The 23795-nt window shown below is 70.2% G+C and carries 17 protein-coding genes, 1 tRNA gene and 1 pseudogene; 7 read left to right on the top strand and 12 right to left on the bottom strand.

The genetic code is table 11. From position 1 onward, the window contains the following. Nucleotides 1–71: 71 nt before the first annotated feature. Entirely contained in the window at nt 72–1229 is a 1158-nt protein-coding gene (locus tag OG230_RS31225; RefSeq protein WP_328907086.1) for an FAD-dependent oxidoreductase, read from the bottom strand. A 115-nt stretch (nt 1230–1344) separates the two neighbouring features. Here OG230_RS31225 and OG230_RS31220 point away from each other — a divergent pair, with 115 nt between their 5' ends. Next, a complete protein-coding gene (locus OG230_RS31220) occupies nt 1345–2049 on the top strand; it encodes a TetR/AcrR family transcriptional regulator (protein ID WP_328907085.1) in 705 nt (234 codons plus the stop codon). Between the two features lie 77 nt (nt 2050–2126). On the opposite strand, the gene OG230_RS31215 is transcribed toward OG230_RS31220, so the two are convergent. Beyond that, the gene (locus tag OG230_RS31215) at nt 2127–2867 is read right to left on the bottom strand and encodes a FadR/GntR family transcriptional regulator (RefSeq protein WP_328907084.1); all 741 of its coding nucleotides are present in this window, start codon (nt 2865–2867) and stop codon (nt 2127–2129) included. A gap of 225 nt (nt 2868–3092) precedes the next feature. Between OG230_RS31215 and OG230_RS31210 the strand changes: the two genes are divergently transcribed. After that, entirely contained in the window at nt 3093–3992 is a 900-nt protein-coding gene (locus OG230_RS31210) for a DUF2510 domain-containing protein (protein WP_443051613.1), read from the top strand. Between the two features lie 112 nt (nt 3993–4104). Here the strand turns inward: OG230_RS31210 and OG230_RS31205 are convergent, their stop codons facing one another. Continuing rightward, nucleotides 4105–5550: a glyceraldehyde-3-phosphate dehydrogenase gene (locus tag OG230_RS31205; protein ID WP_328907082.1), complete on the bottom strand. Its 1446-nt coding sequence runs from the start codon at nt 5548–5550 to the stop codon at nt 4105–4107. A 227-nt stretch (nt 5551–5777) separates the two neighbouring features. Next, nucleotides 5778–5851: transfer RNA gene (locus OG230_RS31200), tRNA-Pro, on the bottom strand. Between the two features lie 128 nt (nt 5852–5979). Between OG230_RS31200 and OG230_RS31195 the strand changes: the two are divergent. Both OG230_RS31195 and OG230_RS31190 read left to right on the top strand, forming a co-directional pair. Beyond that, nucleotides 5980–6677 (top strand): annotated as a pseudogene (locus OG230_RS31195) (transketolase). A gap of 40 nt (nt 6678–6717) precedes the next feature. Continuing rightward, the gene (locus OG230_RS31190; RefSeq protein WP_328907081.1) at nt 6718–7617 is read left to right on the top strand and encodes a transketolase family protein; all 900 of its coding nucleotides are present in this window, start codon (nt 6718–6720) and stop codon (nt 7615–7617) included. Nucleotides 7618–7721: 104 nt separating this feature from the next. On the opposite strand, the gene OG230_RS31185 is transcribed toward OG230_RS31190, so the two are convergent. Next, nucleotides 7722–8075 carry an MmcQ/YjbR family DNA-binding protein gene (locus OG230_RS31185; protein ID WP_328907080.1) on the bottom strand — a complete coding sequence of 118 codons (354 nt, stop codon included), beginning with the start codon at nt 8073–8075 and terminating at the stop codon, nt 7722–7724. Nucleotides 8076–8306: 231 nt separating this feature from the next. Here OG230_RS31185 and OG230_RS31180 point away from each other — a divergent pair, with 231 nt between their 5' ends. Together OG230_RS31180 and OG230_RS31175 are read left to right on the top strand one after the other, a co-directional pair. Then, on the top strand, nt 8307–11792 hold the full coding sequence (locus OG230_RS31180; protein WP_328907079.1) for a ThuA domain-containing protein: 3486 nt from the start codon (nt 8307–8309) through the stop codon (nt 11790–11792). Nucleotides 11793–11804: 12 nt separating this feature from the next. Beyond that, nucleotides 11805–12662: a sugar phosphate isomerase/epimerase family protein gene (locus OG230_RS31175; RefSeq protein ID WP_328907078.1), complete on the top strand. Its 858-nt coding sequence runs from the start codon at nt 11805–11807 to the stop codon at nt 12660–12662. A 434-nt stretch (nt 12663–13096) separates the two neighbouring features. On the opposite strand, the gene OG230_RS31170 is transcribed toward OG230_RS31175, so the two are convergent. From OG230_RS31170 to OG230_RS31160, 3 genes are read right to left on the bottom strand one after another with little or no spacing between them, the layout of a single operon-like run. Further along, nucleotides 13097–13912 (bottom strand): ABC transporter ATP-binding protein, encoded by an 816-nt coding sequence (locus tag OG230_RS31170; protein WP_328907077.1) that lies wholly within the window; start codon nt 13910–13912, stop codon nt 13097–13099. Continuing rightward, nucleotides 13909–14928 carry an ABC transporter substrate-binding protein gene (locus tag OG230_RS31165; protein ID WP_328907076.1) on the bottom strand — a complete coding sequence of 340 codons (1020 nt, stop codon included), beginning with the start codon at nt 14926–14928 and terminating at the stop codon, nt 13909–13911. The genes OG230_RS31170 and OG230_RS31165 overlap by 4 nt, the downstream gene beginning before the upstream one ends. A 24-nt stretch (nt 14929–14952) precedes the next feature. Beyond that, nucleotides 14953–15816 carry an ABC transporter permease gene (locus OG230_RS31160; RefSeq protein WP_328907075.1) on the bottom strand — a complete coding sequence of 288 codons (864 nt, stop codon included), beginning with the start codon at nt 15814–15816 and terminating at the stop codon, nt 14953–14955. 313 nt (nt 15817–16129) lie between these two features. On the opposite strand from OG230_RS31160, the gene OG230_RS31155 reads away from it, so the two are divergent. Beyond that, complete coding sequence (locus tag OG230_RS31155; RefSeq protein ID WP_328907074.1) at nt 16130–17149, top strand: LacI family DNA-binding transcriptional regulator; 1020 nt, start codon at nt 16130–16132, stop codon at nt 17147–17149. A gap of 51 nt (nt 17150–17200) precedes the next feature. Here the strand turns inward: OG230_RS31155 and OG230_RS31150 are convergent, their stop codons facing one another. From OG230_RS31150 to OG230_RS31135, 4 genes are read right to left on the bottom strand one after another with little or no spacing between them, the layout of a single operon-like run. Then, entirely contained in the window at nt 17201–18388 is a 1188-nt protein-coding gene (locus OG230_RS31150) for a Gfo/Idh/MocA family protein (protein ID WP_328907073.1), read from the bottom strand. 26 nt (nt 18389–18414) lie between these two features. Beyond that, nucleotides 18415–20625, bottom strand: coding sequence for a right-handed parallel beta-helix repeat-containing protein (locus OG230_RS31145; protein ID WP_328907072.1), 2211 nt, complete (start codon nt 20623–20625; stop codon nt 18415–18417). Beyond that, nucleotides 20622–22088, bottom strand: a complete 1467-nt coding sequence (locus OG230_RS31140; RefSeq protein ID WP_328907071.1) for a M1 family metallopeptidase — start codon at nt 22086–22088, stop codon at nt 20622–20624. Before OG230_RS31140 ends, OG230_RS31145 begins: the two co-directional genes overlap by 4 nt. Beyond that, the gene (locus OG230_RS31135) at nt 22085–23758 is read right to left on the bottom strand and encodes an extracellular solute-binding protein (protein WP_328907070.1); all 1674 of its coding nucleotides are present in this window, start codon (nt 23756–23758) and stop codon (nt 22085–22087) included. Before OG230_RS31135 ends, OG230_RS31140 begins: the two co-directional genes overlap by 4 nt. Nucleotides 23759–23795: the final 37 nt, after the last annotated feature.

Raw genomic sequence — 23795 nt, 5'->3', positions numbered from 1 at the left:
ACTAGCCTCGGGCCGAAGGGGGAAGATCGAGGAGGAGGCCCGGGGACGAAGCCGGGGGAAGAGGCTCAGGACTACTCTCGCGCCCCGCGCTCGCCCTGCATGTCACCGTTGAAGAGGTCGATGAGTCCGAACGGCGCGCGCTCTCCGAGGCAGAGGTCCAGAATCTCGTGGGCGTCGGCATAGAAGGCCTCACTGCGGGGAAACAGCGCCTCTTCGTAGGCGGCGAGTGCCGTTTCGACGTCGTCGGGGTGCGCGGCGATCGCCTTGGCGAGTTCGGCGCTGTCGAACATGGCCAGGTTCGCGCCGTCCCCGGACGGGGGCATCAGGTGCGCAGCGTCCCCGAGGAGCGTCACTCCGGGCACGCGGTCCCATCGATGTCCGTCCGGGAGCGTGTGGATCATGCGCGCGACCGGAGCGGTCTCGCCGTCGGTGATCAGTGCGGTGAGTTCGGGTGCCCATCCGTCGAACTCGGCCGCGATCCGAGCGGTCGCGGCAGCGGCGTCGTTGAAGTCGATGCCGGCGATCCACTCGGCGGGGCGGTTCAGCTCGACGTAGGTGTGCAGGATGTTTCCCGCCTCGCGGTGCGCGACGATCCCCTTGCCCGGGGTCAGCGCGTACATCGCCCCGGCACCGACCGCCTTGGCCGTCGCGGGGTACCGCTCGTCGACGTCGTACAGGTAGGTCTCGACGAACGTCGTGCCGATGTACTCGGGCCTGGCGTCGGAGAGCAGTGGACGGACCTTCGACCAGGCACCGTCGGCACCGACCAGAAGACCGCTGGTCACGGTGGAGCCGCCGGCGAAGGTCAGCTCGTGGCGGCCGTCACCGAGGGGCCGGACACCGGTGATCCTGCGTCCCCACTGGACCGTCCGGTCGGGCAGGGAGTCGAGCAGGATCCGGCGCAGGTCTCCGCGCAGCACCTCGGGACGCGCCGCAGTTCCGTCGTCGGGTTCGTCGTGCAGCAGCTCGCCGTGCCGGTCGAGCACGCGCAACGCCTCGGCGCCCTCGTGGATGATCGCGCGGAACTCGTCGGTGAGGCCGGCGTCGGCGAGCGCGCTCTGCCCGTCGTCCTCATGGATGTCGAGCTGGCCGCCCTGCGTGCGGGACGCGGCCGAGGGGTCGCTCTCGAAGACCGTCGCGGATATGCCGTGGACGTGCAGGACCCGGGCGAGCGTCAGGCCGCCGAGGCCGGCGCCGACGATGGCGATCGGGTGGTGGCTGGTGGTCATGGGATTCCTCGTTCCTGTACGGGCACGGCGTCGAAGCATCCACCTCGACGCCTATATGGATCGACGTTCCATAAGCAGTATGGAACGCCGTTCCAGGGTGTGTCAAAATGAGGTCATGCCACGGACACGAGGAAGAGCGCCCGCCGGGGGACGTGCCGACGCCCTGTCGCGGGAGATAGTTGTCGGCGCCGCCGTTGCGCTGCTGGACGAGCGCGGCGAGCGGGGACTCACCTTCCGGCTACTGGCCGAACGGCTGAACACCGGTGCCGGAGCCCTGTACTGGCACGTGGCGAACAAGGACGAGCTCGTCGCCCTGGCCGCCGATCACGTGCTCGGCCAGGCCCTCGTCGGGGCCCCGCGCCCCGACGACGGCGCCGACGCCGGCGGCGGGCTGCGCGCCCTCGCCGTCGAGGTCTTCGACGCTCTCGACCGGCACCCCTGGGCCGCGTCCCACGTCACCGCGCCTGCCACGCTGGAGCACACGCTGCGCCTGTTCGACCGCATCGGCACCCTTGTCGAGCGAACCGGACTGCCGGCCGAACGGCAGTTCGCGGTCTCCACGGCGATCTTCTTCTACATCACCGGCGTCAGCGCCCAGATCATCGCCCCGGGCATCGCCGTCGGCGCGATCACCAGCCGGGACGCCTATCTCGCCGAGACGGCCGAACGCTGGAAGGAGCTCGACCCCGGCGAGTACCCCTTCCTGACGCGCACCACCACGGAGTTGCGCGACCACGACGACCGCGACCAGTTCACCACTGGCCTCGACCTGCTCCTGAACGGCCTGATCGCGACCGCCGGTCCGCCGGCGCCCGCGTGACACCGCCCCATCGAAGGGGCCCGGAAACGCGGGAGCGGGGACGGCGCGCCCGCGCCGCCCCCGCTCCCCCGTGTGTCTCAGTCCCGCGGATCCCCGGAGTTCTCGTCGACGAGGGTTCCGTGGAGACCGCGGATGTGCTGCTCGACCAGGTCGGCCGCCTCGCCTCCCCGACCCTCGCGCACCAGACGCAGCAGCTCCAGGTGGTGGGCGTTGAGCGCCGCGGCCGTGGCGGGCCAGTCCTCGACCTCTTCCAGCGCCCGCAGAATCAGCGGACGCACCGACTCGCGCACGGCGGACGTGAGCGTGGACGTCAGCTCGTTGCCGGAACTGCGGGCGATCAGCACATGGAAGCGGGTGTCCAGGTCGTTGAACTCGGGCACGCCGACATCGGGCTCCCCCATGCGTACGAGCAGACGCTCCGCCTCGTCGAGCTCCTCGGCCGGGGCGTGCCGCGCGGCGGCCTCGAAGCTGGACCGCTCCAGGACGACACGGGCCTCCAGCACGTCGTGCAGGCTGTAGCTGCCGAGCGCGAAGTGCAGGCGCAGCAGACGGCCGAGGGCGTCGTCCGGATGACGCACGATCCGCGCCCCGGAATCCGGGCCACGGCCGGGCTGGGCCACCAGCACACCGATGGTCTCCAGCACCCGCAGCGCCTCGCGCAGCGCGGACCGGCTGACGCCGAGCACCGGCGCCAGTTCCCGTTCGGGCGGCAGCCGGTCGCCCGCCTTGAGCTCGCCGGCGAAGACCCGCTCCTCGATGCTCTGGAGCACGAGTTCGTGGGTGCGGGACTGCCGTACGGGTTGCCACTCGACGGGCATCCGCTACTCCCTGGTCCGGGCGATACGCATGATCCGACTATGTCACACGGTCCATGTGGTCGGACCAAAGAGAAATCGCCCCCGGACGAACGCTCCGCCCTCCCGACTTCCGGTCAAGTCGTCCGGATATGACCGGAGTTGCTCCACTCGCCTGCCCGGCCACGCCGCCACCCCCGGTTCATGTGATTCTCACGCTGTCCGTTTAATGTGCACACCGTGACCCAGATGAGCCCGCCCGGCTGGCATCCAGACCCCGGGTATTCAGGAATCGGCCCCGCCCAGGAACGCTGGTGGGACGGGAGCCGCTGGACGGACCAGCTCCGTGTACCGCCCGCGACGGTCCGGCGCCGCCGGATGCGCATCGGCGCCGGCATCGCCGCCGGTGTGGTGCTGCTCGCCGCGGTCGGCGGCGGAGCCTTTCTGCTGGGGCAGGACTCCGGCGACGGGACGGACAGCGCAGTCGCCGCCACCCCTTCCCCCTCGGGCCCGCCCTCCGGCGCACCCGGCCTGCCCGGCGCACCCGAGGGCGGCGAGGAGGAGGGCGGCGGCCGGTCCCCGGACCAGCAGACGCCGCCGACCGAGGACGGGTACGCCACGGACCTGGCCAGTGGGATCAGCATCCCGGTGCCCGACGGCTGGACCGGTTCGTCGGGCGTCGTCGGCGCGGGCCTGACCACCGGCGAGTACCCCTGCCCCGGCGCCGCCGACGAGAAGTGCGTGCGCGGCGGAGTGTCCTCCGCTCCGGCGCCCGCACTCAAGCTCAAGGCGACGACGGCGGAGGCCGCGGCCAAGGAGGACATCGCCGCCAACGCGGAGGAGTCGTACGGCGAGAAGATCTACGAGGGCATCACCTCGCACCGGATCCTCAAGTCCGAAGCGGTCACCGTGGCCGGCCAGAAGGGCTACCTGGTGCGCTGGCAGGTGGTGACGAAGAAGGGCGACGACGGGTACGTCGAGTCGCTGGCCTTCCCCTCCCCCACCGCGAAGGACCTGCTGGTGGTCGTCCGGTCCGGCTTCGACATCAACGACAAGGCGCCGAAGCTCTCCGTCCTGGACGAGATCACGAAGGGCATCAAGGCCGCCCCGAACGCCGGTTCCGGCTCGGGCGCCGGCAAGACCGCATAGCGGCGCGCACACGGGCGCAGCACGGAGGAGGCCGTACCGGATACGTTCCGGTACGGCCTCCTCCGCTGCACCCGGCCGGGGACCCCGGCCGGGACGACACTCCGCGCCCGGGTCAGATAACCGGAACCGGGAAGGTCGGGTACTCCACACCGGAGACGTGCTGGACGACCCGGATGACCTGGCACGAGTAGCCGAACTCGTTGTCGTACCAGAGGTAGAGGATCGCGTCGTCGCCCTCGACCTTGGTCGCACCGGCGTCCACGATCGAGGCGTGGCGCGAACCGATGAAGTCGCTCGACACCGCGTCGGGAGCGGTGGTGAAGTCGATCTGGCGCTTCAGCGGCGAGGTCAGCGACACGTTGCGCAGGTAGTCGAGGACCTCCTCGCGGGTCGTCTCGCGACCGAGCCGCAGGCTCAGGATCGCGATCGAGACGTCCGGCACCGGCACGCGGATCGAGCTGCCGGTGATCCTCGCGTCGAGGTCGGGCAGCGCCTTGGCCACGGCGGCGGCGGCACCCGTCTCGGTGATGACCATGTTCAGCGGCGCCGAACGGCCACGGCGGTCGGAGCTGTGGTAGTTGTCCAGCAGGTTCTGGTCGTTGGTGAACGAGTGGACGGTCTCCACGTGGCCACGCAGGACGCCGTACTCCTCCGCCATCGCCTTCAGCGGCGGGACGATCGCGTTGGTCGTGCACGAGGCGCAGGACAGGATCTGCTCGTCCGGCTTGATCGTGTCGTGGTTGACACCGTGGACGATGTTGGGGACGTCGCCCTTGCCCGGCGCGGTCAGGACGACCTTGTCGATCCCCGGACGCAGGTGCTTCGACAGGCCCTCGCGGTCACGCCACTTGCCGGTGTTGTCGATCAGGATGGCGTCCTTGATGCCGTACGCCGTGTAGTCGACCTCCGAGGGGTCGTTGGCGTAGATCACCTTGATCTCGTTGCCGTTGGCGATGATCGTGCTGCTCGCCTCGTCGACGGTGATCGTGCCCTGGAACTGACCGTGGATCGAGTCGCGGCGCAGCAGCGAGGCGCGCTTGACGATGTCCTGCTCACCGCCCTGGCGGACGACGATGGCACGCAGCCGCAGTCCGTTTCCGGAACCGGACTTCTCGATGAGCAGCCGGGCGACGAGACGGCCGATGCGGCCGAACCCGTAGAGGACGACGTCGCGCCCTTCGCGACGCTCGGCCTTGTTGGCACCCGTGGCCCCGGCGACGGCCTCGGCGGTGAACTCCTCCACCGAGAGACCGCGGTCGTCGGCCTTGTACGTCACGGCGAGCATGCCGATGTCGATCTGCGAAGGACCGAGATCCAGGGTGGTGAGGGCCTGGAGGAACGGCAGCGTCTCGGTGACCGAGAGTTCCTCACCGTCGATCTGGCGCGCGAACCGGTGAGTCTTGAGGATGCTGACCACCGACTTGTTCACCAGGGAGCGGCTGTGGAGGAGGACCGTGACGTCCTGCTCCCGGTGCAGCTTCCCGATGACGGGGATCATCGACTCCGCGATCTCTTCGCGGTTCTTCCAGTTGGTGAACGAGTCGTCATTGACAGTCACAGGTTTATCTTTCGAGCTAGGCGGCGCTCATATGCTAACCCCATGCCATTTTGATCGTTCAGAGGGTGCCGCCCAAGGAGTGCGGCGGGGCGAAGTGCCCGACATGAGTGAGTACGGGAGGGCACGCGGCGCGGGGCGTGCGAAGAGTGCGGGCGACCGGCCCCGGAACGCACGAAAGGCCGCCCTCTCCGAACGGAGAGAACGACCTTCGTCTGCGAAAAGCACCGTCGGGACGACAGGATTTGAACCTGCGACCCCTTGACCCCCAGTCAAGTGCGCTACCAAGCTGCGCCACGTCCCGGTGCCCGTCTGACCTGGGGTTTCCCCTGGGCCGAACGCGCATGAGAACAATACCGCACTTGGACGGGTGGTCACGAACCCCTTTGCGGTCTTGACCTCAACCGCACTTGACGTCGGACGCTGGTCCGCATGACGAACACGACCGCCGGGCCGGCGCCCGACCACCGCGAGCTGAACCGGCTGATGAGCCTGATGACGGGCGACGAGAAGCACGGGCCCGCCGCGACCTCCACGCTCGATGCCCTCTTGGTGCTCTACGGCCGGGTGCTGCGCGTCACACCCGGCACCGCGGACGACCAGGCCGCGACCGGTTCCTGCTCTCCAAGGGACACGGACCGATGGCGTACTACGCGGTGCTGGCCGCGCACGGGTTCTTCGACGAGGCTCTGCTGCCCGGCTTCGGCTCGTACGACTCGCCGCTCGGGCACCATCCGGACCGGCTGCTGGTGCCCGGGGCCGAGATCGGCAGCGGGTCGCTCGGGCACGGGCTGCCGCTGGCCGTGGGGACGGTGCTGGGGCTGCGGGCGCAGGGGCTCACGGATCCGCACGTCTGGGTCCTGACCGGGGACGCCGAGCTGGACGAGGGCAGCAATCACGAGGCGATCGCCTACGCCGGCCCGGCGGGGCTGGAGCAGCTGCACACCCTCGTGATCGACAACGCCTCGGCCACCTACGGCCGCCCCGGCGGCATCGCCTCCCGGTTCGAGAGCGCCGGATGGTCCGTCGCGACGGTGGACGGGCGGGACCACGAGGCGCTGTACGCGGCCTTCACCGCGCCGCATCCCGGGGTGCCCCGGGCCGTGGTGGCCACGGTCGCCCCCAAGTAGCACCCCAGCACGGACACCGGACAAGAGAGAAAGAGTTCTCATGGACACCATGCGTGACCGCTTCATCGCCACCACGACCCGACTCCTCGACGAGGACCCCCGGCTGGCTCTGGTGCTGGCCGAGATCAGCCGGGACGGCTTCGACCCGGCGCAGCGCGCCCACCCGGACCGGGTGGTCAACGTGGGCATCCGGGAGCAGCTGCTGATCGGGGCCGGCGCCGGGATGGCACTGACCGGGATGCGGCCGGTCATGCACACCTTCGCCTCCTTCCTGGTGGAGCGGCCCTTCGAGCAGGTGAAGCTGGATCTCGGGCACCAGGGGGTGGGAGGGGTCCTGGTCAGCGCAGGGGCTTCCTACGACTGGCCGGCCGGGGGCTTCACCCATATGGCGCCCGGCGATGTCGCGCTTCTCGACACACTGGACGGCTGGACGGTGCACGTACCGGGCCATCCGGACGAGGCCGAGGCGCTGCTGCGACTGGCGGTCACCGGGGACGAGCGGGTGTACGTCCGGCTCTCCGTCCAGTCGAACCGGGCCGGCCGCCCGGTGGGCGGGGGCGGTTTCGCGACGGTGCGCGAGGGGCGCGGCGGCATCGTGATCGCGGTCGGTCCGATGCTCGACGACGTCCTCGCCGCCACCGAGGGCCTGGACGTGACGGTGCTCTACGCGACCACCGTGCGCCCCTTCGACGCGGCCGGGCTGCGCCGGGCCGTGGGGGCCACCGAGGGCGCGGACGTGGTGCTCGTCGAGCCCTACCTGGCGGGCACGTCGACGGCGGCGGCCAATGACGCGCTGGCCGCACTGCCGCACCGCGTGCTCGGCCTCGGCGTGGGCCGGGCGGAGCTTCGCCGGTACGGACAGATGGAGGAGCATCTCGCGGCGCACGGACTGGACCCGCGAGGGCTGCGGGAGCGGATCAGCGGCTTCCTCGGACGGTGACGCGCAGGACGGCGAGCGGCCCGGCGCCCGGCCGGGCCGTCACCCGGACGCGGGCCCAGGGTCCTTCGACAGGCCCTCGCCCGGCACGATCCGAAGGAGAGGCCCTACGGTCTCAACTCGGGGTGGGCGTCCAGCAGTTTGCGCGGGGCCGCCTGGCGCCAGGAGTCGGTGAGGATGGCCGTCAGCTCCTCGGCGTCCTCAAGGGCGGACAGACGCACCCGCAGCCAGGCGTAGTGGTCGTCGTGACCCACGCGTGTGAAGAACTTCTCCGGCTCGGAGGCGATCAGCTCGGCCCGGTCCTCGACGGGGCACTTCACCCCCATCGTGGTGTCGTCGTCACCGAGCCCGGCGAAGATCTTCCCGGCCACCCGGAACGTGGGCTGCCCCCAGGCCAGCTTCTCGGCGGTGTCGGGCAGGGACAGGGCGATGGTGCGGACGTCGTCGGCGGTGGTCGTCATCCACGGTCTCCGATCGGGTGGCCCCGGCGGACGCGAGGCGGGTCGGTCCGACCGTAACGTCCGGCACCGACCATCGGCGGGAGCCACCGTGCCACTCGACGGCGTCGGTACGTCACAGAGGTCGCTACCGACCCATTGACCCCGCGGAAGTCGGGAACCTACGCTGAACGGCGTACTCCAGAAAGCGCTTTCTTAATCCCGCAGTCGGCATCTACCGCACAGGGAGCGCCCATGAGTAGTCGTCAGTTCCGTACGGGTCCGGCGCGAAGATTCCCCTCCCCCCTCTTCGCCCTCGCCTCCTTACTCGCGCTGATCCTCGGCCTTCTGGTGGCCTCTCCGCCACCGGCCCAGGCAGCGCCTTTCCGTGTCCTCGTCTATTCGGAGGTCACCAACTTCTCCCACGACTCGATTCCCGCCGGAATCGAAGCGATCAGGAAACTGGGTACCGAGAACGGCTTCGAGGTGGAAGCGACCGTCGATTCGGCCGTGTTCAACGACTCCGACCTCTCCCGCTTCCAGGCCATCGTCTTCAACAACACCAACTCCACCCCCGAGAAGGGGGACCTGCTGAGCGCCGACGAGCGCGCGGCCCTGCAGCGGTTCATCCGCGCGGGCGGCGGCTGGGTCGGCCTGCACGCCGCGTCCGCCAGTGAGCGCGACTGGGACTGGTACGAGGGCCTCGTCGGCGCGATCTTCGACCAGCACCCGGCCGTCCAGACCGGCCGGGTCAAGGTCCTGGACCACGCCCACCCCTCCACCAAGGACCTTCCGGAGCTCTGGGAGCGTACGGAGGAGTGGTACAACTGGCGCACCAACCCCACCTCCAAGGTGCACACGCTCGCCCAGATCAAGGTGCGTGACGGCATCACCGGTCTCGACGAGGGTGTGGACCACCCGTGGTCCTGGTGCCAGAACTACGACGGCGGACGCTCCTGGTTCACCGCGGGCGGACACGCCTCGTCGGCCTTCCAGGAGGAGGGCTTCGTCAAGCATCTGCTGGGCGGAATCGAGTGGGCCGCCGGTGCGAAGCCGGGCGACTGCACCGCGACGCGCACCGGCGCCTTCCAGCGCACCCCCCTGGTCACCAGCGATCTGGCCGACCCGTTCGAGCTGGCCGTCGCCCCCGACCGCCGCGTGTTCTTCGCGCAGCGCACCGGGAAGCTGAAGGTCATCGACCAGCAGACGATGAAGGTGACCACGGCGCTGGACCTCGCGTACACGCCGGAGATGACCAGCCAGTCCGACGGGCTGCTGGGTCTCGCCCTCGATCCGGGATTCGCGGAGAACCACTGGCTCTATCTGCTGCATTCGGACAAGACCGAGAAGCGGCTGAACCTGTCGCGCTTCACCGTCACCGGCAGCACGGTCGATCCCGCCTCCGAGAAACGGCTGCTGACCGTCCCGACCTTCCGGGGCGAGGGCCGGGCCAACTCCCACATGGCCGGTTCGCTCGCCTTCGACAAGAACGGGAATCTGTACGCGGCGACGGGGGACAACACCGACCCGTTCGCCTCGGACGGCTTCGCCCCGATCGACGAGGGCGAGGGCCGGCGCGCCTGGGACGCCCAGGGCACTTCCGGCAACACGAACGACCTCCGGGGCAAGGTCCTGCGGATCACCCCGCAGGACGACGGCACGTACACGGTTCCGGAGGGCAATCTCTTCGCGCCGGGCACGGAGAAGACCCGGCCCGAGATCTACGCCATGGGGATGCGCAATCCGTTCCGAATCACCACGGACCCGGCCGACGGCGCCCTCCTGGTCGCCGACTACGGGCCGGACGCCCGCTCGGCGGTCGCGGACCGGGGCCCCGAGGGCACCGTCGAGTACACCCGTATCGCCAAGGCCGGCAACTTCGGATGGCCTTACTGCGTCGGCGACAACACCCCTTTCAACGACTACGACTTCGTCACGAAGACCTCGGGTCCGAAGTTCGACTGCGGGGCGCTCGTCAACGACTCCCCGAACAACACCGGGCTCCGGGACCTGCCGCCCGCCCAGCCGGCCACGGTCTGGTACGCCTACTCGGCGTCGCCCCGGTTCCCCGAGCTGGGCACCGGGGGCGGCGGCCCGATGAGCGGTCCCGTCTACGACTACGACCCGGCCAACACCTACCGCACCAAGTTCCCGGAGTACTTCGAGGGGAAGTGGCTGAACTACGAGCTGACCCGGCGCTGGTTCAAGACGTTCTCGATCCAGCAGAAGGACCAGACGTTCACCGATCCCCGGTTCGCGCCCGCTGCCGCGGGTGACGTCCAGTCGATCAACGGCATCTTCGAGGACATGAAGTGGAACCAGCCGTTCGACGCCGACTTCGGCCCGGACGGCGCGCTCTACGTCATCGACTTCGGTCTCGGCAGCGGCACCGGACGGGGTGGCAGCAACGAGGGAGCGGGCATCTACCGGATCGACTACGTCGGTGACGGCCGGTTGCCCGACGCGAAGATCACGGCGGACCGCGACAACGGTCCCCCACCTCTCACCGTCGCCTTCTCCAGTGCGGGTTCGGGTCTCCCGGGCGGTCAGCAGGTCACCTATGCCTGGGACTTCGACGGCAACGGAACCACCGACTCGACCGAGGCGAACCCGTCCCACACCTACCGCACCAAGGGTGTGTTCACGGCGCGTCTGACGGTCACCGGGCCGGGCGATCTGACGGCACTGGCCGTGCAGGACATCACCGTCGGCAACACCCGTCCGGTCGTGACGATCAAACAGCCGCCCAACGGCGGGATGTTCAGCTTCGGCGACACGATTCCGTTCACCGTGAAGGTCCAGGACAAGGAGGACGGCAGGAGCGGTCCGATCGACTGCTCGCGCGTGGTGGTGCAGTCGCAGCTCGGCCACGACACCCATCTGCATCCGCTGGACAACTACACCGGCTGCACGGGCGAGATCGCCACGGACGCCGGGGACAGTCACGGGCCGGGACAGAACCTGTACTACGGCATCACCGCGCAGTACACGGACAAGGGCGCTCCGGACGCCCCCGCCCTCACCGGTTCCACCTCGCTGACACTGCGGACCTCCTTCCGCGAGGCGGAGCACTTCACGACGACCGGCGGTACGCACGACGGTGCCGTGATCGGTTCGAGGACCGATGCCTCCGGCGGCAAGCGGCTGACCGAGATCGAGGACGGCGACTGGATCAGCTTCGATCCGGTGCATCTGAAGGGCGTCGACTCGGTGACGGTGGGCGCGGCGTCGGGTGGGATCGGCGGGAGCGTCGAGTTCCGGTCCGGATCGCCGACGGGCCCGCTCCTCGGGAAGGTGACCGTTCCGAACACGGGTGACTGGGGCAAGGTCGTCTCCCCGACGACGGAGCTGGCGGACCCCGGGAGCAGCGTGAAGCTCTACGCGGTGTTCGCGAACCCGGAGTGGAGCAGCGAGAAGTCCGATCTGTTCGCCGTCGACTGGCTGCACTTCAACGGCCCGGGAGTCCAGAAGACGCCGGGCACGGAGGTCGAGGTCACCGCCACCCCGGCGGCCGGGACGTCGCCCCTGACGGTCGCGCTGAGCAGTGCGGTCGAGCCCGTGGCGGGTCGCACGATCGCCTCGTACCACTGGGACTTCGGGGACAACGTGAAGCCCTCCGCACCCGAGGGGGCGACGGCCACCCACGTCTACGGCCGTCCGGGTGCGTACACCGCGCATCTGACGGTGACCGACGACAAGGGCGACACGAGCACCGGTTCCGTTCGCATCGACGTGAGTTGAGAGGGGACAGACATGAACGGCACACGAAGAGCCTTCCTCGGTACGGCCCTGGGGGCCGCGGCGGCCGTCGGTCTCGGTACGGGCGCGGCCTCCGCTTCGGAGAGCGGCCCGTGCCGGCCGGTGCCGCCGTCCGGAATCGGAATGCACCTGTACACGATGCGTACGCGACTGGCCGTCGACTTCAAGGGGACGCTGGCGCAGCTCGCCGAGATCGGCTACGCGACGGTCGGGGTGAGCGGGCGGCACGGTCACAGTGCGGCGGACATCCGTCGGATGCTCGACGAGACCCGGCTGAAGGCGGTCCTCGAACACGTCGGGTACGACATCGTCCGGGGCGCCGGGCTGCCGAAGGCACTGGAGGACGTCCACACCCTCGGCGGGAAGTGGATCGTCGTCCCCAGCCTGCCGGGGTCGCTGCACTCGCCGGCCGGATACCGGGAGGTGGCACGGGAGTTCAACCGGATCGGGCTCGCCGCCCGCGAGGCCGGACTGAAGCTGCTCTACCACAACCACGGCAGCGACCATCAGGTCGTGGACGGGGTCAACCTGTACGACATCCTGCTGAACGAGACCGATCCCGAGCTGGTCGGTTTCGAGCTGGATCTGTACTGGGCGGCCGACGGAGGAGCGTCGGCGCCGGGTGAGCTCTTCGTCCGTCATCCGGGCCGGTTCCCGGCCCTCCACGTGAAGGACATGGCGCCCGACGGCAGTTTCGCCGATGTCGGGTCCGGGGTGCTGGACTTCCCGGCCATGTTCGACACGGCGCGGCAGGGCGGGGTGAAGCAGTGGCTGGTGGAGCACGACGCTCCGGCCGACCCGTTCGCCTCGGCGCTCGCCAGCTATACGTACCTGTCGCGACTGCGGTACTGAGCGGCGCGGCGCGCATGGGTCCGGCCCCGGGCGGGGCGGTTCGTCCCGCCCGGGGCCGGACCGCGCTCAGCGGGCGGCGAGCAGGCCCCTGTACCGGGCGAGCGTGGCGTCCACCGTCGTGGACAGCGGGGTGGGCACGGGTCCGTGGCACGGACGGGGCGGTGGGAGCGTGGGTCGCCCGGTACGCACCGGATGCCGCCGGTGGCACCGGGGCGTCCGCCCGCGCGCCGGCGGGGGCGGTGCTCGCGTGGGCGCAGCTGCACGGCTCCGTCGGGCTCGAAGCAGCAGGTCAGTTCGCGGGCATGGGCACCGGGGCGAAACGCTGCCGGCCGCGCAGATGGAGCTGCCGGCGGACGCGTTCGCCCTGGAGTGAGCAGGAAGGCCGTGCGGGACGGGGGGATGTGCGGCCCGGGCCGCGCATCCCCCCGTCCTCGTCAGTCGTGCGCCGAGACCGCGCCCAGCAGGCCGCGGATGTGCGCCGCCGCGTCACGGAACTCCGGCCGGCCCAGCGTCTCGGCGTACTCCCGCTCGGGCGGCAGACCCACGTCGATGAGCTCGGTGATGGTGCCCGGACGCGGGCTCATCACCACGACCCGGTCGGCCAGATAGACCGCCTCCGAGATCGAGTGGGTGACGAGCAGCACCGTGGTGCCGGTCTCCCGCCAGATCCGGTTGAGCTCCGTGTTCATCTGCTCCCGGGTCAGGGCGTCGAGCGCGCCGAACGGCTCGTCCATCAGCAGCACCGGCGGCTCGTGCAGCAACGCCCGGCACAGGGCCACCCGTTGCTGCATGCCGCCGGACAGCTCGTGCGGATACGCGTCCTCGAATCCGCCGAGGCCGGTCATCCGGATCAGTTCGTCGGCTCGCCCGCGTGCCTGGGCCGTGGGCATCTTCCGGATCTCGGCCTGGAGCAGGATGTTGCGCCGCGCGGAGCGCCACTCCAGGAGGGCGGCGCGCTGGAACACGTAACCGATGTCGTGCCGCGGCCCGTCGACCCGTTCGGCACCGAGGCGGACCTCGCCCGAGGACGGCTTCAGGAGTCCGGCGACGAGTTTGAGCAGCGTCGACTTGCCGCAGCCCGAGGGGCCGACGATGGCGACGAACTCACCGGGCCTCACGTCGAGCGAGACGTCCCGCAGGGCGGTGACGTCCCGCTTCTTGCTGCGGAAGCGGACGGCCACGTCCGACAGGCCCACCGCGGCGGCGGCCGGTGCCGCGGTGAGGGTCGCGTCTTCCTTCGGCATCGTCATCCCTTCAGCGCCGTCTTCTCGTCCCAGTAGTCCGCGACGGCCTTGGGCGAGCGGACCAGACCGGCCTCGGCGAAGACGTCGATGGTCTGCTGCCAGTCCGCCTCCGTGTTCACGCCGGGTGCCTTGCCCTGCGTCGAGGGTGTGTGCAGCAGGGTGAGCGTCGTCTTGAACTGCTCGGCCAGCACCGTCTTCGGGGGCAGCTGCTCCGAGGCGCCCTCCATCGCGGCGACGGCCGGATCGGGAGCCTTCTCCGCGGCGGCCCACGACTCGCTCACCGCCTTCACCATGCGCTGCGCCAGTTCCGGCTCGGAGGACAGCAGCCGCTGTCCGGCCAGCAGGCCGTTGGAGTAGAAGTTCAGTCCGTGCTCGGAGAAGCGCAGGTAGGAGACCGGCTTCTTCGCCTTGTCCTGCATGGTGGGCCCCTGGTCGCTGGCGTAGCCGAGCAGGCCGTCGGTCTTCCCCGAGATGACCGCGGCGATCTTGCCGGCCGGGTCGGTGTTCTGGACCTTGACGTCCGATTCCGCGATGTCGTTCTTCTTCAGGAAGATCGGGAACGTCTTGGAGAGGGCGTCGCCGGCGGTCCCGGCGATCGTCGTGCCCTTCAGATCGGCGGGCGACGCGATGCCCTTGGCCTCGAAGGACTGGACCGAGGCCGGGGTGGTCTGGAGGAAGACGCCGAGGCTCTTGGCCTTGACCCCCTGGTCGACGCCGGCGAGCAGCGCGGGGGTGTCGGCCCAGCCGAACTGGGTCTGCCCGGCCGCGGTGGCCTGCACCGTCTTCTGCGAGCCCTGGCCCGCCTGGATCGTCAGGTCGATGCCGTGCTTCTCGAAGATCTTCTGCTGCTTGCCGTAGTAGAACGGCGCGTGTTCGCCGTACGGATACCAGTTGAGCGTGAGCGTGACCTTGTCCAGCTTCTTTCCCGAGTCGCTGGTGGTGGTCGACGGTTCGTTGCCGCCGCAGGCCGTGGCCAGGAGGACGAGGGGTACGGCACCGATCAGGAGTCTGCGCGCATGCATGGGCTGGCCCTTCTCGCGACGAGGTCAGAACGTGGTCGTGGCAGACGCGTCCCTGCGGCTGGCGTGCCACGGGAGCAGGAGCTTCTCGGCGATCTCGACGAGGACGAAGAGGACGACGCCGATCAGTGACATCACGAGCAGCCCCGCGAAGAGCATCGGGGTGTCGAGGTTGCCGTTGGCCTGGAGGATCACATAGCCGAGGCCCTCGTTCGCGCCGACGAACTCCCCGACGACGGCCCCGGTCACCGCGAGGGTGACGGCGACCTTGAGCCCGGAGAAGAGATGCGGCAGCGAGGCCGGGAACCGGATCTTGAGGAAGGTCTGCCAGGGCTTGGCGCCCATCGTCGCGGACAGCTGGAGCATCTCGGGGTCGACCGCCTTGAGGCCGGTGACCATCGAGATCACGACCGGGAAGAAGGCGATGAGGACGGCGATCAGGATCTTCGGCGCGATCCCGAACCCGAGCCAGACGACGAAGAGCGGTGCGATGGCGATCTTCGGTACGACCTGGGCGAACAGCAGGATCGGGTAGAGCGTGCGCTCGACCGTGGACGAGTACACCATGACAACCGCCGCCAGGACGCCGACGGCGACGGCGATGACGAAGCCGAGCAGCGTCTCGTACGTGGTCACCCAGCTGTGCTCCCACAGATAGGCGGACTTGCCGGTGAGCACGTCGAAGGTCGCGCCGGGCGAGGGTACGAGGTAGGGCTCCACCAGTTCCCCGGCGGCGATCGCCCACCAGAGGACGAAGCAGGCGAGGAGCAAGGCGACGGGGCGCCAGCTCTGTTCGGCCGCGCGGGCGAGCCGCTCCCCCGCCGACGGCCCGTCCCTTCGGGCAACTCCCGCCACTTCTGCGGGACTTTTGGCCAACGCGCTCTGGCTCACTGTGAACTCCCTGGACTTCGGGGGCTGTTGTCGAGAGCTGTGCGATGCTGCGGTGCGTTTACCGGGTGCGTGTACCGGTGCGGAGAAGGCGCTTTCAGAAAGCGCTTTCTGATAAGGTGTCGCCACGCTAATGACTGTCTGCACGCACGGTCAATAGGTCGTCCCGAAGTTTCGGGGCCCTGCCACCACCGCACCCCTGGGGGTCGAGTTGAGTGAACGGGAAACACCGATCCACCCGGCGCCGGGGCGCTACGGCCCCGCCCACTCCCCCGCCCATGGCCCCTCCCGTGCCCCTGCGCGTACACCGGCCCATGTGACGCTCGACGCGGTGGCCCGGGAGGCCGAGGTCTCCCCCGCCACCGCCTCGCGCGCCCTGAACGGCACCGCCCGGGTGCGCGAGGACCTCCGCGAACGGGTACGGGCGGCGGCCGACCGGCTCGGGTACATCCCCAACGCGCACGCCCAGGCGCTGGCCAGCGCCTCCAGCAACCGCACGGTGGGCGTCATCTGTCACGACGTCAGTGACCCCTACTTCGCCGCCATCGCGAGCGGCGTGATGCGCGCCGCGGCCGAGCAGGACCTGCTGGTGATGCTGGCCTCGACCTTCCGGGAACCGGCCCGCGAGATCGCCTACGTCTCCATGCTGCGCGCGCAGCGGGCGCGCGCGATCCTGCTGATCGGTTCCGGCTTCCAGGACCGGGCGTGGGAGCGGGCCATGGACGGCGAACTGGAGCCGTACGTACGCCTCGGCGGACGTGTCGCGGTCGTCAGCAGGCACCGCAGCCTGCGGGTGGACACCGTGCAGCCGGAGAACCGGGCCGGGGCCGCCGCCCTCGCCCGCTCGCTGGCCGCCCTCGGCCACCGCAGGTTCGCCGTGCTGACCGGACCGCCCGCGCTGACCACGGTCTCCGACCGGCTGGCCGGCTTCCGGGAGGGGCTCGCCGGTACGGGCGCCCTCCTCGACCGGGTCGTGGAGGGCGCCTTCACCCGGGAGGGCGGCTACCTCGCCGCGCGCCGGCTGCTGGCGGCCGGGCCACCCCGGCCGACGTGCGTCTTCGCCGTGACCGATGTGATGGCGGTCGGCGCGCTGGCCGCGCTGCGGGAGGAGGGCCTGCGGATACCGGAGGACGTGTCCCTCGCCGGGTTCGACGACATCCCGCTGGTACGGGAGTTGTCGCCGCCGCTCACCACGGTGCGGCTGCCGTTGACCGCGATGGGCGAGAGCGCGATCGCGCTGGCGCTGCGGGAGCCGGGGACGGGTCAGCGGTCGCGGGTCCTGCGGATCGAGGGCGAAGTGGTGCTGCGGGGCAGCACGGGGGCTCCGCCGGCCTGAGCGGGGGCGGCCGGTGCCCGCGGGCCCCCGCCCGCCCCCGCCGGCCGCGCGTCAGGCGCGGACCTGGCCGCGTTCGAAGTAGGCCGCCAGCTCCGGATCCAGCGGGGGCACGTGGTGCGGGGTGCCCCCGTTGCGCAGGGAAGCCGTCGCCCGTACACCCGCCGCGACCGCCATCCGGGCAGCCACCGGTGAGGTGTCCGTACGACCCCCCTCCCGTACGAACCGGAGGAACTCGTCGACCAGCAGCGGGTCCGCGCCGCCGTGGCCCGCGTTGTCCTCGGCGTCCGGGACCGGGTGGATCTCGTCCGCCTCGGGGCGGTAGCCGGAGCGCCGGGTGTTCCACACCTTGACGCAGCCGCCGGGGCCGTCGCCGAAGTTCTCCAGGCGGCCCGCGTCACCGATCACGGTGTAGTTGCGCCAGTAGTCGGGAGCGAAGTGGCACTGCTGGTAGGCGGCGAGCACCCCGTTGTCGAGGCGCATGTTGAGCAGCGAGACGTCCTCGACATCGATGACGGGGTTGAGCGCCCGCTGGGTGTGCGGCGGCCAGTGGCCGTCCTTGGTGTACCAGTCGTCGGCCTTCGGCTCGCCGGGCTCGCGGCGGTGCGGGTTGTCGCCGTACACCATCAGGTCGCCCAGCGCCTGGACGTCCTCGGCGTATCCGCCGGCCAGCCAGTGCAGGACGTCGATGTCGTGGGCGGCCTTCTGGAGCAACAGCCCCGTCGTGTACTGCCGTTCGGCGTGCCAGTCCTTGAAGTACCAGTCGCCCCCGTAGCCGACGAAGTGCCGGACCCAGATCGTCTTGACCCGGCCGACCGCACCGCCCCGGACGAGGTCGCGCATCAGGCGCACGACGGGCATGTGACGCATGTTGTGGCCGATGTAGAGCCGGGTCCCGGTCTCGTACGCCGTGCGCAGGATCGTGTCGCAGCGCTCGATGCTGATGTCGAGGGGCTTCTCGACGAAGACGGGCTTGCCCGCGCGAAGCGCCTCGCAGGCCAGGTCGGCATGGGTGTGGTCGGGGGTGAGGACCAGCACCGCGTCGACGTCGGGGTCCTCGACGACCTCGCGGTGACCGGTCGATATGAGGGCCTCGGGGAAGGCCACGGCCGCCTCCGTACGGGCGCGCGGGTCCGGCTCGGCCAGCGCGGTGACGCGGGCTCCGGAGCCGGGCCGGTGGGCGGTGCGGGCGAGTGAGCCGCGCAGGCCGAAGCCGAGCACGCCGATACGGAGGTCGGTCATGGGTCTTCCTTCGCTCAGTTGGCTGGTCAGGGGTGGACGAGGACCTGGGAGAGGGCCACGCGTCCGGTCCCGGAAACCATGATCTTCACGGTGCGGGTGCTGCTGTCCAGGTTCAGAACGGTCGGACGCAAGGACTTTCCGTCGACGTGGATCGTTCCGTCCTCGGTGACGACGTCGAAGTCCGCCGTCGTCATGGAGGAGTTGTTCCAGATCTCGATCTGGCGGACGCGGTGGGTGTCACCGAGGTCGACCTGCCACCAGGCGCCCGGCTCGGACAGCGTGCGGGTGTCGGTGTTGGTGTCCCCGTCCAGGGCCAGCTGCGCCGTGCCCGTTCCGTCGGTCGAGGACTGGGTGGCCGTGCCCGTGCGGGCGAGGTCCGTCCGCAGCTGCTCGACCGGTCCGCCGTGCGCACCCGCGCGGGCGGCGACGGCGAGTGCCTCGGAAGGCAGCCGGTCGAGGCCGGTGAGGTTGTCCGTCATCACGGAGCCCCGGCCGGAGAGGACGGGCGCCGCGGTGTCGGTCCAGTTGGACCGGGCCGTGTTCTCGATGCCGTAATCCGCCCAGTTGGAGACCCACTTGTAGCCGATGCGGGTGATGACGTTCTTCTCGACGAGGATGTGCGAGGACTGCTCGTCGAGGTAGATGCCGTTGCCGTCGCGCTCGGTGTTGCCGAACGCCGAGCGGTTGATGTAGTTCCCCGAGAGGACCGTGCCCGGCTGGGATCCCTGGGTGTAGATCGCACCGCCGTCGTGCTGCTCGTGAGCGGCCTCCATGACGTTCGTGATGCGGTTGGCGGTCACCTTGTTGTCCCGCAGGACGGACGTCTGGGCCTCGGGCTGGTTCCAGCCCCAGCCGACGGAGATCCCGGAGTACGGGAGGTGGTCGAGGGTGTTGTGCTCGATGGCGAGCTCCGCCTCGTACCCCGCCCAGATGCCGACGGAGTCGGTGTACTCGACGCCGGCGCGGCTGATGGTGTTGTACGCCACCGTGTTCCGCTCACCGGCGAGTTCCGTGCCGGGCATCGGCTCGGTGTCCCCGACGTAGACCGCGCCCGAAGAGAGGTCCCTGAAGGAGGAGCGGGTCAGGGCGCTGTCCTTGGTGCCGGCTTCCAGGATCGCTCCGGCGCCGCCGAGACGGCCGAACCTCGCCCGGTCGATCACGACGCGCTGCCCGCCGCGTACGGTCACCGCGGCCGACGGCTTGGTGTAGTAGCGGCCCGCGTGGTCGACGGGTCCGGTGGCGCCGGTCAGGGTGAGTCCGGCCTGCATGCCCGCGTAGCCCTCGTCGGTGCCGGGCTGGCGGTAGGCGGCGTAGGCGAAGCCGATTCCGCTGAGGCCGATGTCGTGCGCCCCGTCGAGGACGAGGAGCTGCTCGGTGTGCGGGGTGACGGTCCTGGCGGCCGTCATGTGCTCGCCCCTGCGGGGCAGGTAGGTGACGGTGCGCGCCTCGGAGTTCCAGGTGAACTCGCCCGGTTCGTCGAGGAGTTCCGGGGCGTTCTCGAAGAACGCGACCCCGCTGTAGCGGGTGGAGTCGACCGTCGTGGAGTCCCACGCGGGTCCCGTGCGGTCGGTTCCGCTCGCGGAGTTGGTCCAGCAGGGCTGGGCGAAGGTCAGGATGTCGCCGCTGACGGCCGCGATCCGGCAGTGGTAGTTGCGCCAGCGGACCCGGATGACGGCCTCGGCGTCCGTGGGGCGCTGCCACTGGGCGATGCCGGTGGCGTTGGCCCCGGTCATCCCGGTTCTGGTCGCGTCGCAGACGCTCGGGGCGCATGCCTCGCCGCGGGCGCGGACGGCGCGTTCGCCGTTGACGAAGAGCTGGCGCGGTGTGACGCCGGCCGGGGCGTCGGCGGTCCAGGTGCCGTCGGCGTTCGGCTTCCAGCCGGTGATCGCCCGGCCGCCGGACAGGACGGGGTCGGCGTCGGGGGCCGCGGCCCAGGTGACGGTGCGGCCCTCCCCGCCGGAGTCGGCCGCACCGAGGCGGAGGGGTTCTTCGAGCTCGTACGTGCCGTCCTTCAGCAGGACGCGGACGTCACGGCCGGTCTCGGCGCGGGCCGCGTCCCTGGCACCTTCCAGGGTGCAGGGCCGGGAGACCGTACAGGAGGTGCCTGCGCCGTTCGTGGCGGCGTACAGGGTGCGGGTGTCCGGGGCGGCCTGGGCCGTGGGGGCCGCCAGGAGGGCGGCCAGTGCGGCGGCGGAGGCCGCGGCGGTCAGGCGTACGGCTTTCGTCGGGAGGTTCACGCGCCTGCCTTCCAGTCGGGGTGGCCGGGCATGGGCGGGTTCACGGCTCCGAAGAGCCAGTCGCGCAGGAAGGCGTCGAGGGACCGGTCACCGGTGACGTTCACGGTGTGGGTGATGAAGTCCTCGCTGGAGACGTTGCGGTCCTTGAACCGTTCGGGCCAGATCCGCATCACCCGGTCGAAGGCGCGGTCGCCGATCCGCCGGCGCAGGGCGTACAGGACGAGCGCGCCGCCGTCGTAGATGTTGGTGCCGCCGAGGGCCTTGGGGAGTCCGGGCGGCCCGTCCTTGGCGCGGACGGCGTCGAGCTTGGCGTAGGTGGCCTTCATCTTGTCGGTGAGCACGGACCAGCCGCGCTCCTCGCTGTACAGGGCCGCGTAGTACACGGCGGGACCCTCGTTGAGCCATGCCTGCTGCCAGTCGGCGGGGGTGACCGAGTCCCCGTACCACTGGTGGACCAGCTCGTGGACCATGGTGTTCTCGTAGGCCGGATTGCCGTCCGCGTTGAGCTTGAACCAGTTGGTGGAGAAGAGGGAGAGGGTCTGGTTCTCCAGCGCGTCGGTGTACCCGTCGTAGATGTGGATGCCGTAGACGGAGAACGGGTAGCGCCCGAACTTGGCCTCCACCCAGGCCAGATGGTCGGCGGTACGGGCGACGACGGGCCCGTACTTCTCCTCCTGGCCCTGCGGAACGATGTGCCGCAGCGGGAGTCCCCGGTGGCTCGTCCCGTACAGATAGGTGCCTTTGACGACGGCGATGCCGATGAGTTCGGTCGCCATCCTCTCGCGCAGCCCGAAGTGCCAGACGGTGGAGCCGTTCGTACCCGGTGTCTTGTGGAGCAGCTCGCCGTTGGCGGTGGCGACGAAGCCCTCGGGCGCGCTGATGTGGAACGTCCAGGTCGCCTTGTCGGACGGGGTGTCGTTGCAGGGCAGGAAGGTGTCGGCCCGGGAGGACTGGGCGGCGGAGGCGAAGCCGCCGTCGGTGCCGAACTTCCAGCCGGTGAGGCCGAGCCGGGGCGCCTTCCCGTTGCCCCGGTAGTGGATCTCGATGGTGAAGGGCATGCCGTCGTGGAGCGGGGCGGCCGGGGTGACGGTGAGTTCCTGGCCGCTCTTCCCGGGCGAGAGGACCCAGGTGGCGGGGGTGCCCGAGACGGTGACGGAGTCGATGGTGTGACCGTCGGTGTCCAGGTTGAACGCGGAGAGGTCCTGGGTGGCCCTGGCGTTCATCCGCACCACGGCGGTGAAGTCGTACGTCACCGGGGTGAAGTCGAAGGTCAGGTCGTAGTGGACGACCTGGTAGCCGCCGTTGCCGAGGGTCGGGAAGAGCGGGTCGCCGACGCCGTCGGAACCGGGAGCCGGGTCGAATCCGTTCGGGAGGGCGGAGGCGGGCCGGCCGAGTACGGGCACGGCCACGGCTGCCGCGACGGCGGTGCCGCCGAGTCTGAGGGCGGAGCGTCGTGTGGTCACTTCTTCCCCTTCTGGAAGGCTTCCTCGAACTCGCTCCGGGCCTGCTCCGCGCCCTTCGCGAGGTAGTCCTTGACCAGCTGGTCGTAGGCCGACATGGGCTTGCGGCCGGCGATGATGTCCTTCAGCCCGTCCTGCTTCAGCGTGAGCAGGCTTCCGCTGCCCTTGGAGTCCCAGGTGGGCGAGGAGTACTGGAGGGTGGGGTCCTGCTCCATGATCGGAATCATGGTGCTCAGGGTGTTGTGCACATGGCGGACTCCTTCCTCGGAGTCGGCGCTGAAGACCGCGGGGACGGCGGACGCCATGAACTTCCAGGGCACCGTGACGTCCTGGCTGCCCCGCTTGGTGAGCGTCGGGTTCCCCTTGGAGTCGCGCGTGAAGTCGGTGCCCTCGACGCCGTAGTTGATGAGCGTGTACTCCTGGCTGCCGAAGGGCGAGGCGGCGAAGTCGGCGAGGGCGAGCACCTGCTGGACGCGTTCGCCGGACGCCTTCTTGATGTGGGTGTTCTGGAGCTCGACGTTGTCCATCCAGGCGAGGGCGTCCTTGCCGAACGGGACGAAGGGCCGCGGGTCGTACGACGGGTCGATCGCCTTCATCGCGGCGATGTAGCCGACGCCCGGCGCCAGGTAGGTGGGCATGCCGTCGTAGACGTACGCGCCCTTGCCGTTCTTGAACATGTCCGTGTACTGGGCCTTCTGCGCCCCGGACATCTGGATCGTGCCGGGGTAGAAGCAGCCCGCTTCGTGGAGCGACCGCGCCGTCTCCACGGCCTGGCGGTACTCGGGTGTCTCCAGATCGGTGGTGAACTTGCCGGTGGCCGCGTCGAGCCGCCAGAAGTAGGGGGCGCCCGCCGACATCGCGAGGACGTTGGTGACCCCGGCGATGATCGCGTACTGGTCCTTCTTGGGGCGGGTCAGCTCCTTGCACGCCTCGACGAACCGGTCGAGACCGGTGATCTGGTCGAGGCTCGTGATGCCGATCTCCTCGAACAGGTCGTGGCGGTAGAAGCCTGCTCCGCCGGTGCCGGTGCGGGCGATCGGGATGCCGTAGAGCTTTCCGCCGAAGATCGCGGCCTGCCAGGCGGCCTTCGGTATCGCGGCGAGGTTCGGGTAGTCCTTGATCTTCTCGCCGGCGAGGTACGGGGTGAGGTCGGCGCACGTGGCCCGGAGGAAGGCGGCCTTGTTGTCGACTCCGCCGACCTCGGGGTACATGAAGAGGTCGGGCAGGCTGTCGCTGGCGACCATCGTGGAGAACTTCGTGCCGTAGTCGTCGGCCGGGACGGCGGTGAAGTCGACCTTGCCGCCGAGCAGCTTCTCGATCTCCTGCCACGCGGCGTTGCTCGCACGGGAGGGCGGCGGCGGGGAGAAGGTCTCCGTCGTCACGCTGATGGGGGACGCGCCCTTGAGCGGGGTGCCCTTGGTGGCCCGCAGCGGCTTGGCCGGGTAGCCGAAGAAGCCCTGCGGGACGCCGGCGGCGGTGCCGGCCAGATCGGGCTTGAGGCCGATGTTGCGGACCGCGGTGGTGGGCAGCAGCGAGGCACTCTTGGCCTCCGCCTTCGCGGTGGTGCCGCCGTCGCCGCAGGCGGCGAGGAACGGCGCCGCGGCCACGGCCAGTCCGGCGCCCGCACCCATGCGGAACAGTGCTCTGCGGTTGATGGGGGTGGAGCTCGACACTGAAATCTCCTTGAGAGAAGGGAAGAAGAGGCCGGTG

This window comes from Streptomyces sp. NBC_00234 (genome assembly GCF_036195325.1).
In the GTDB taxonomy this organism is placed as follows: domain Bacteria; phylum Actinomycetota; class Actinomycetes; order Streptomycetales; family Streptomycetaceae; genus Streptomyces.
Note: the sequence above shows the minus strand (reverse complement) of the source record. Positions and strands in the feature narration are given on the sequence as shown.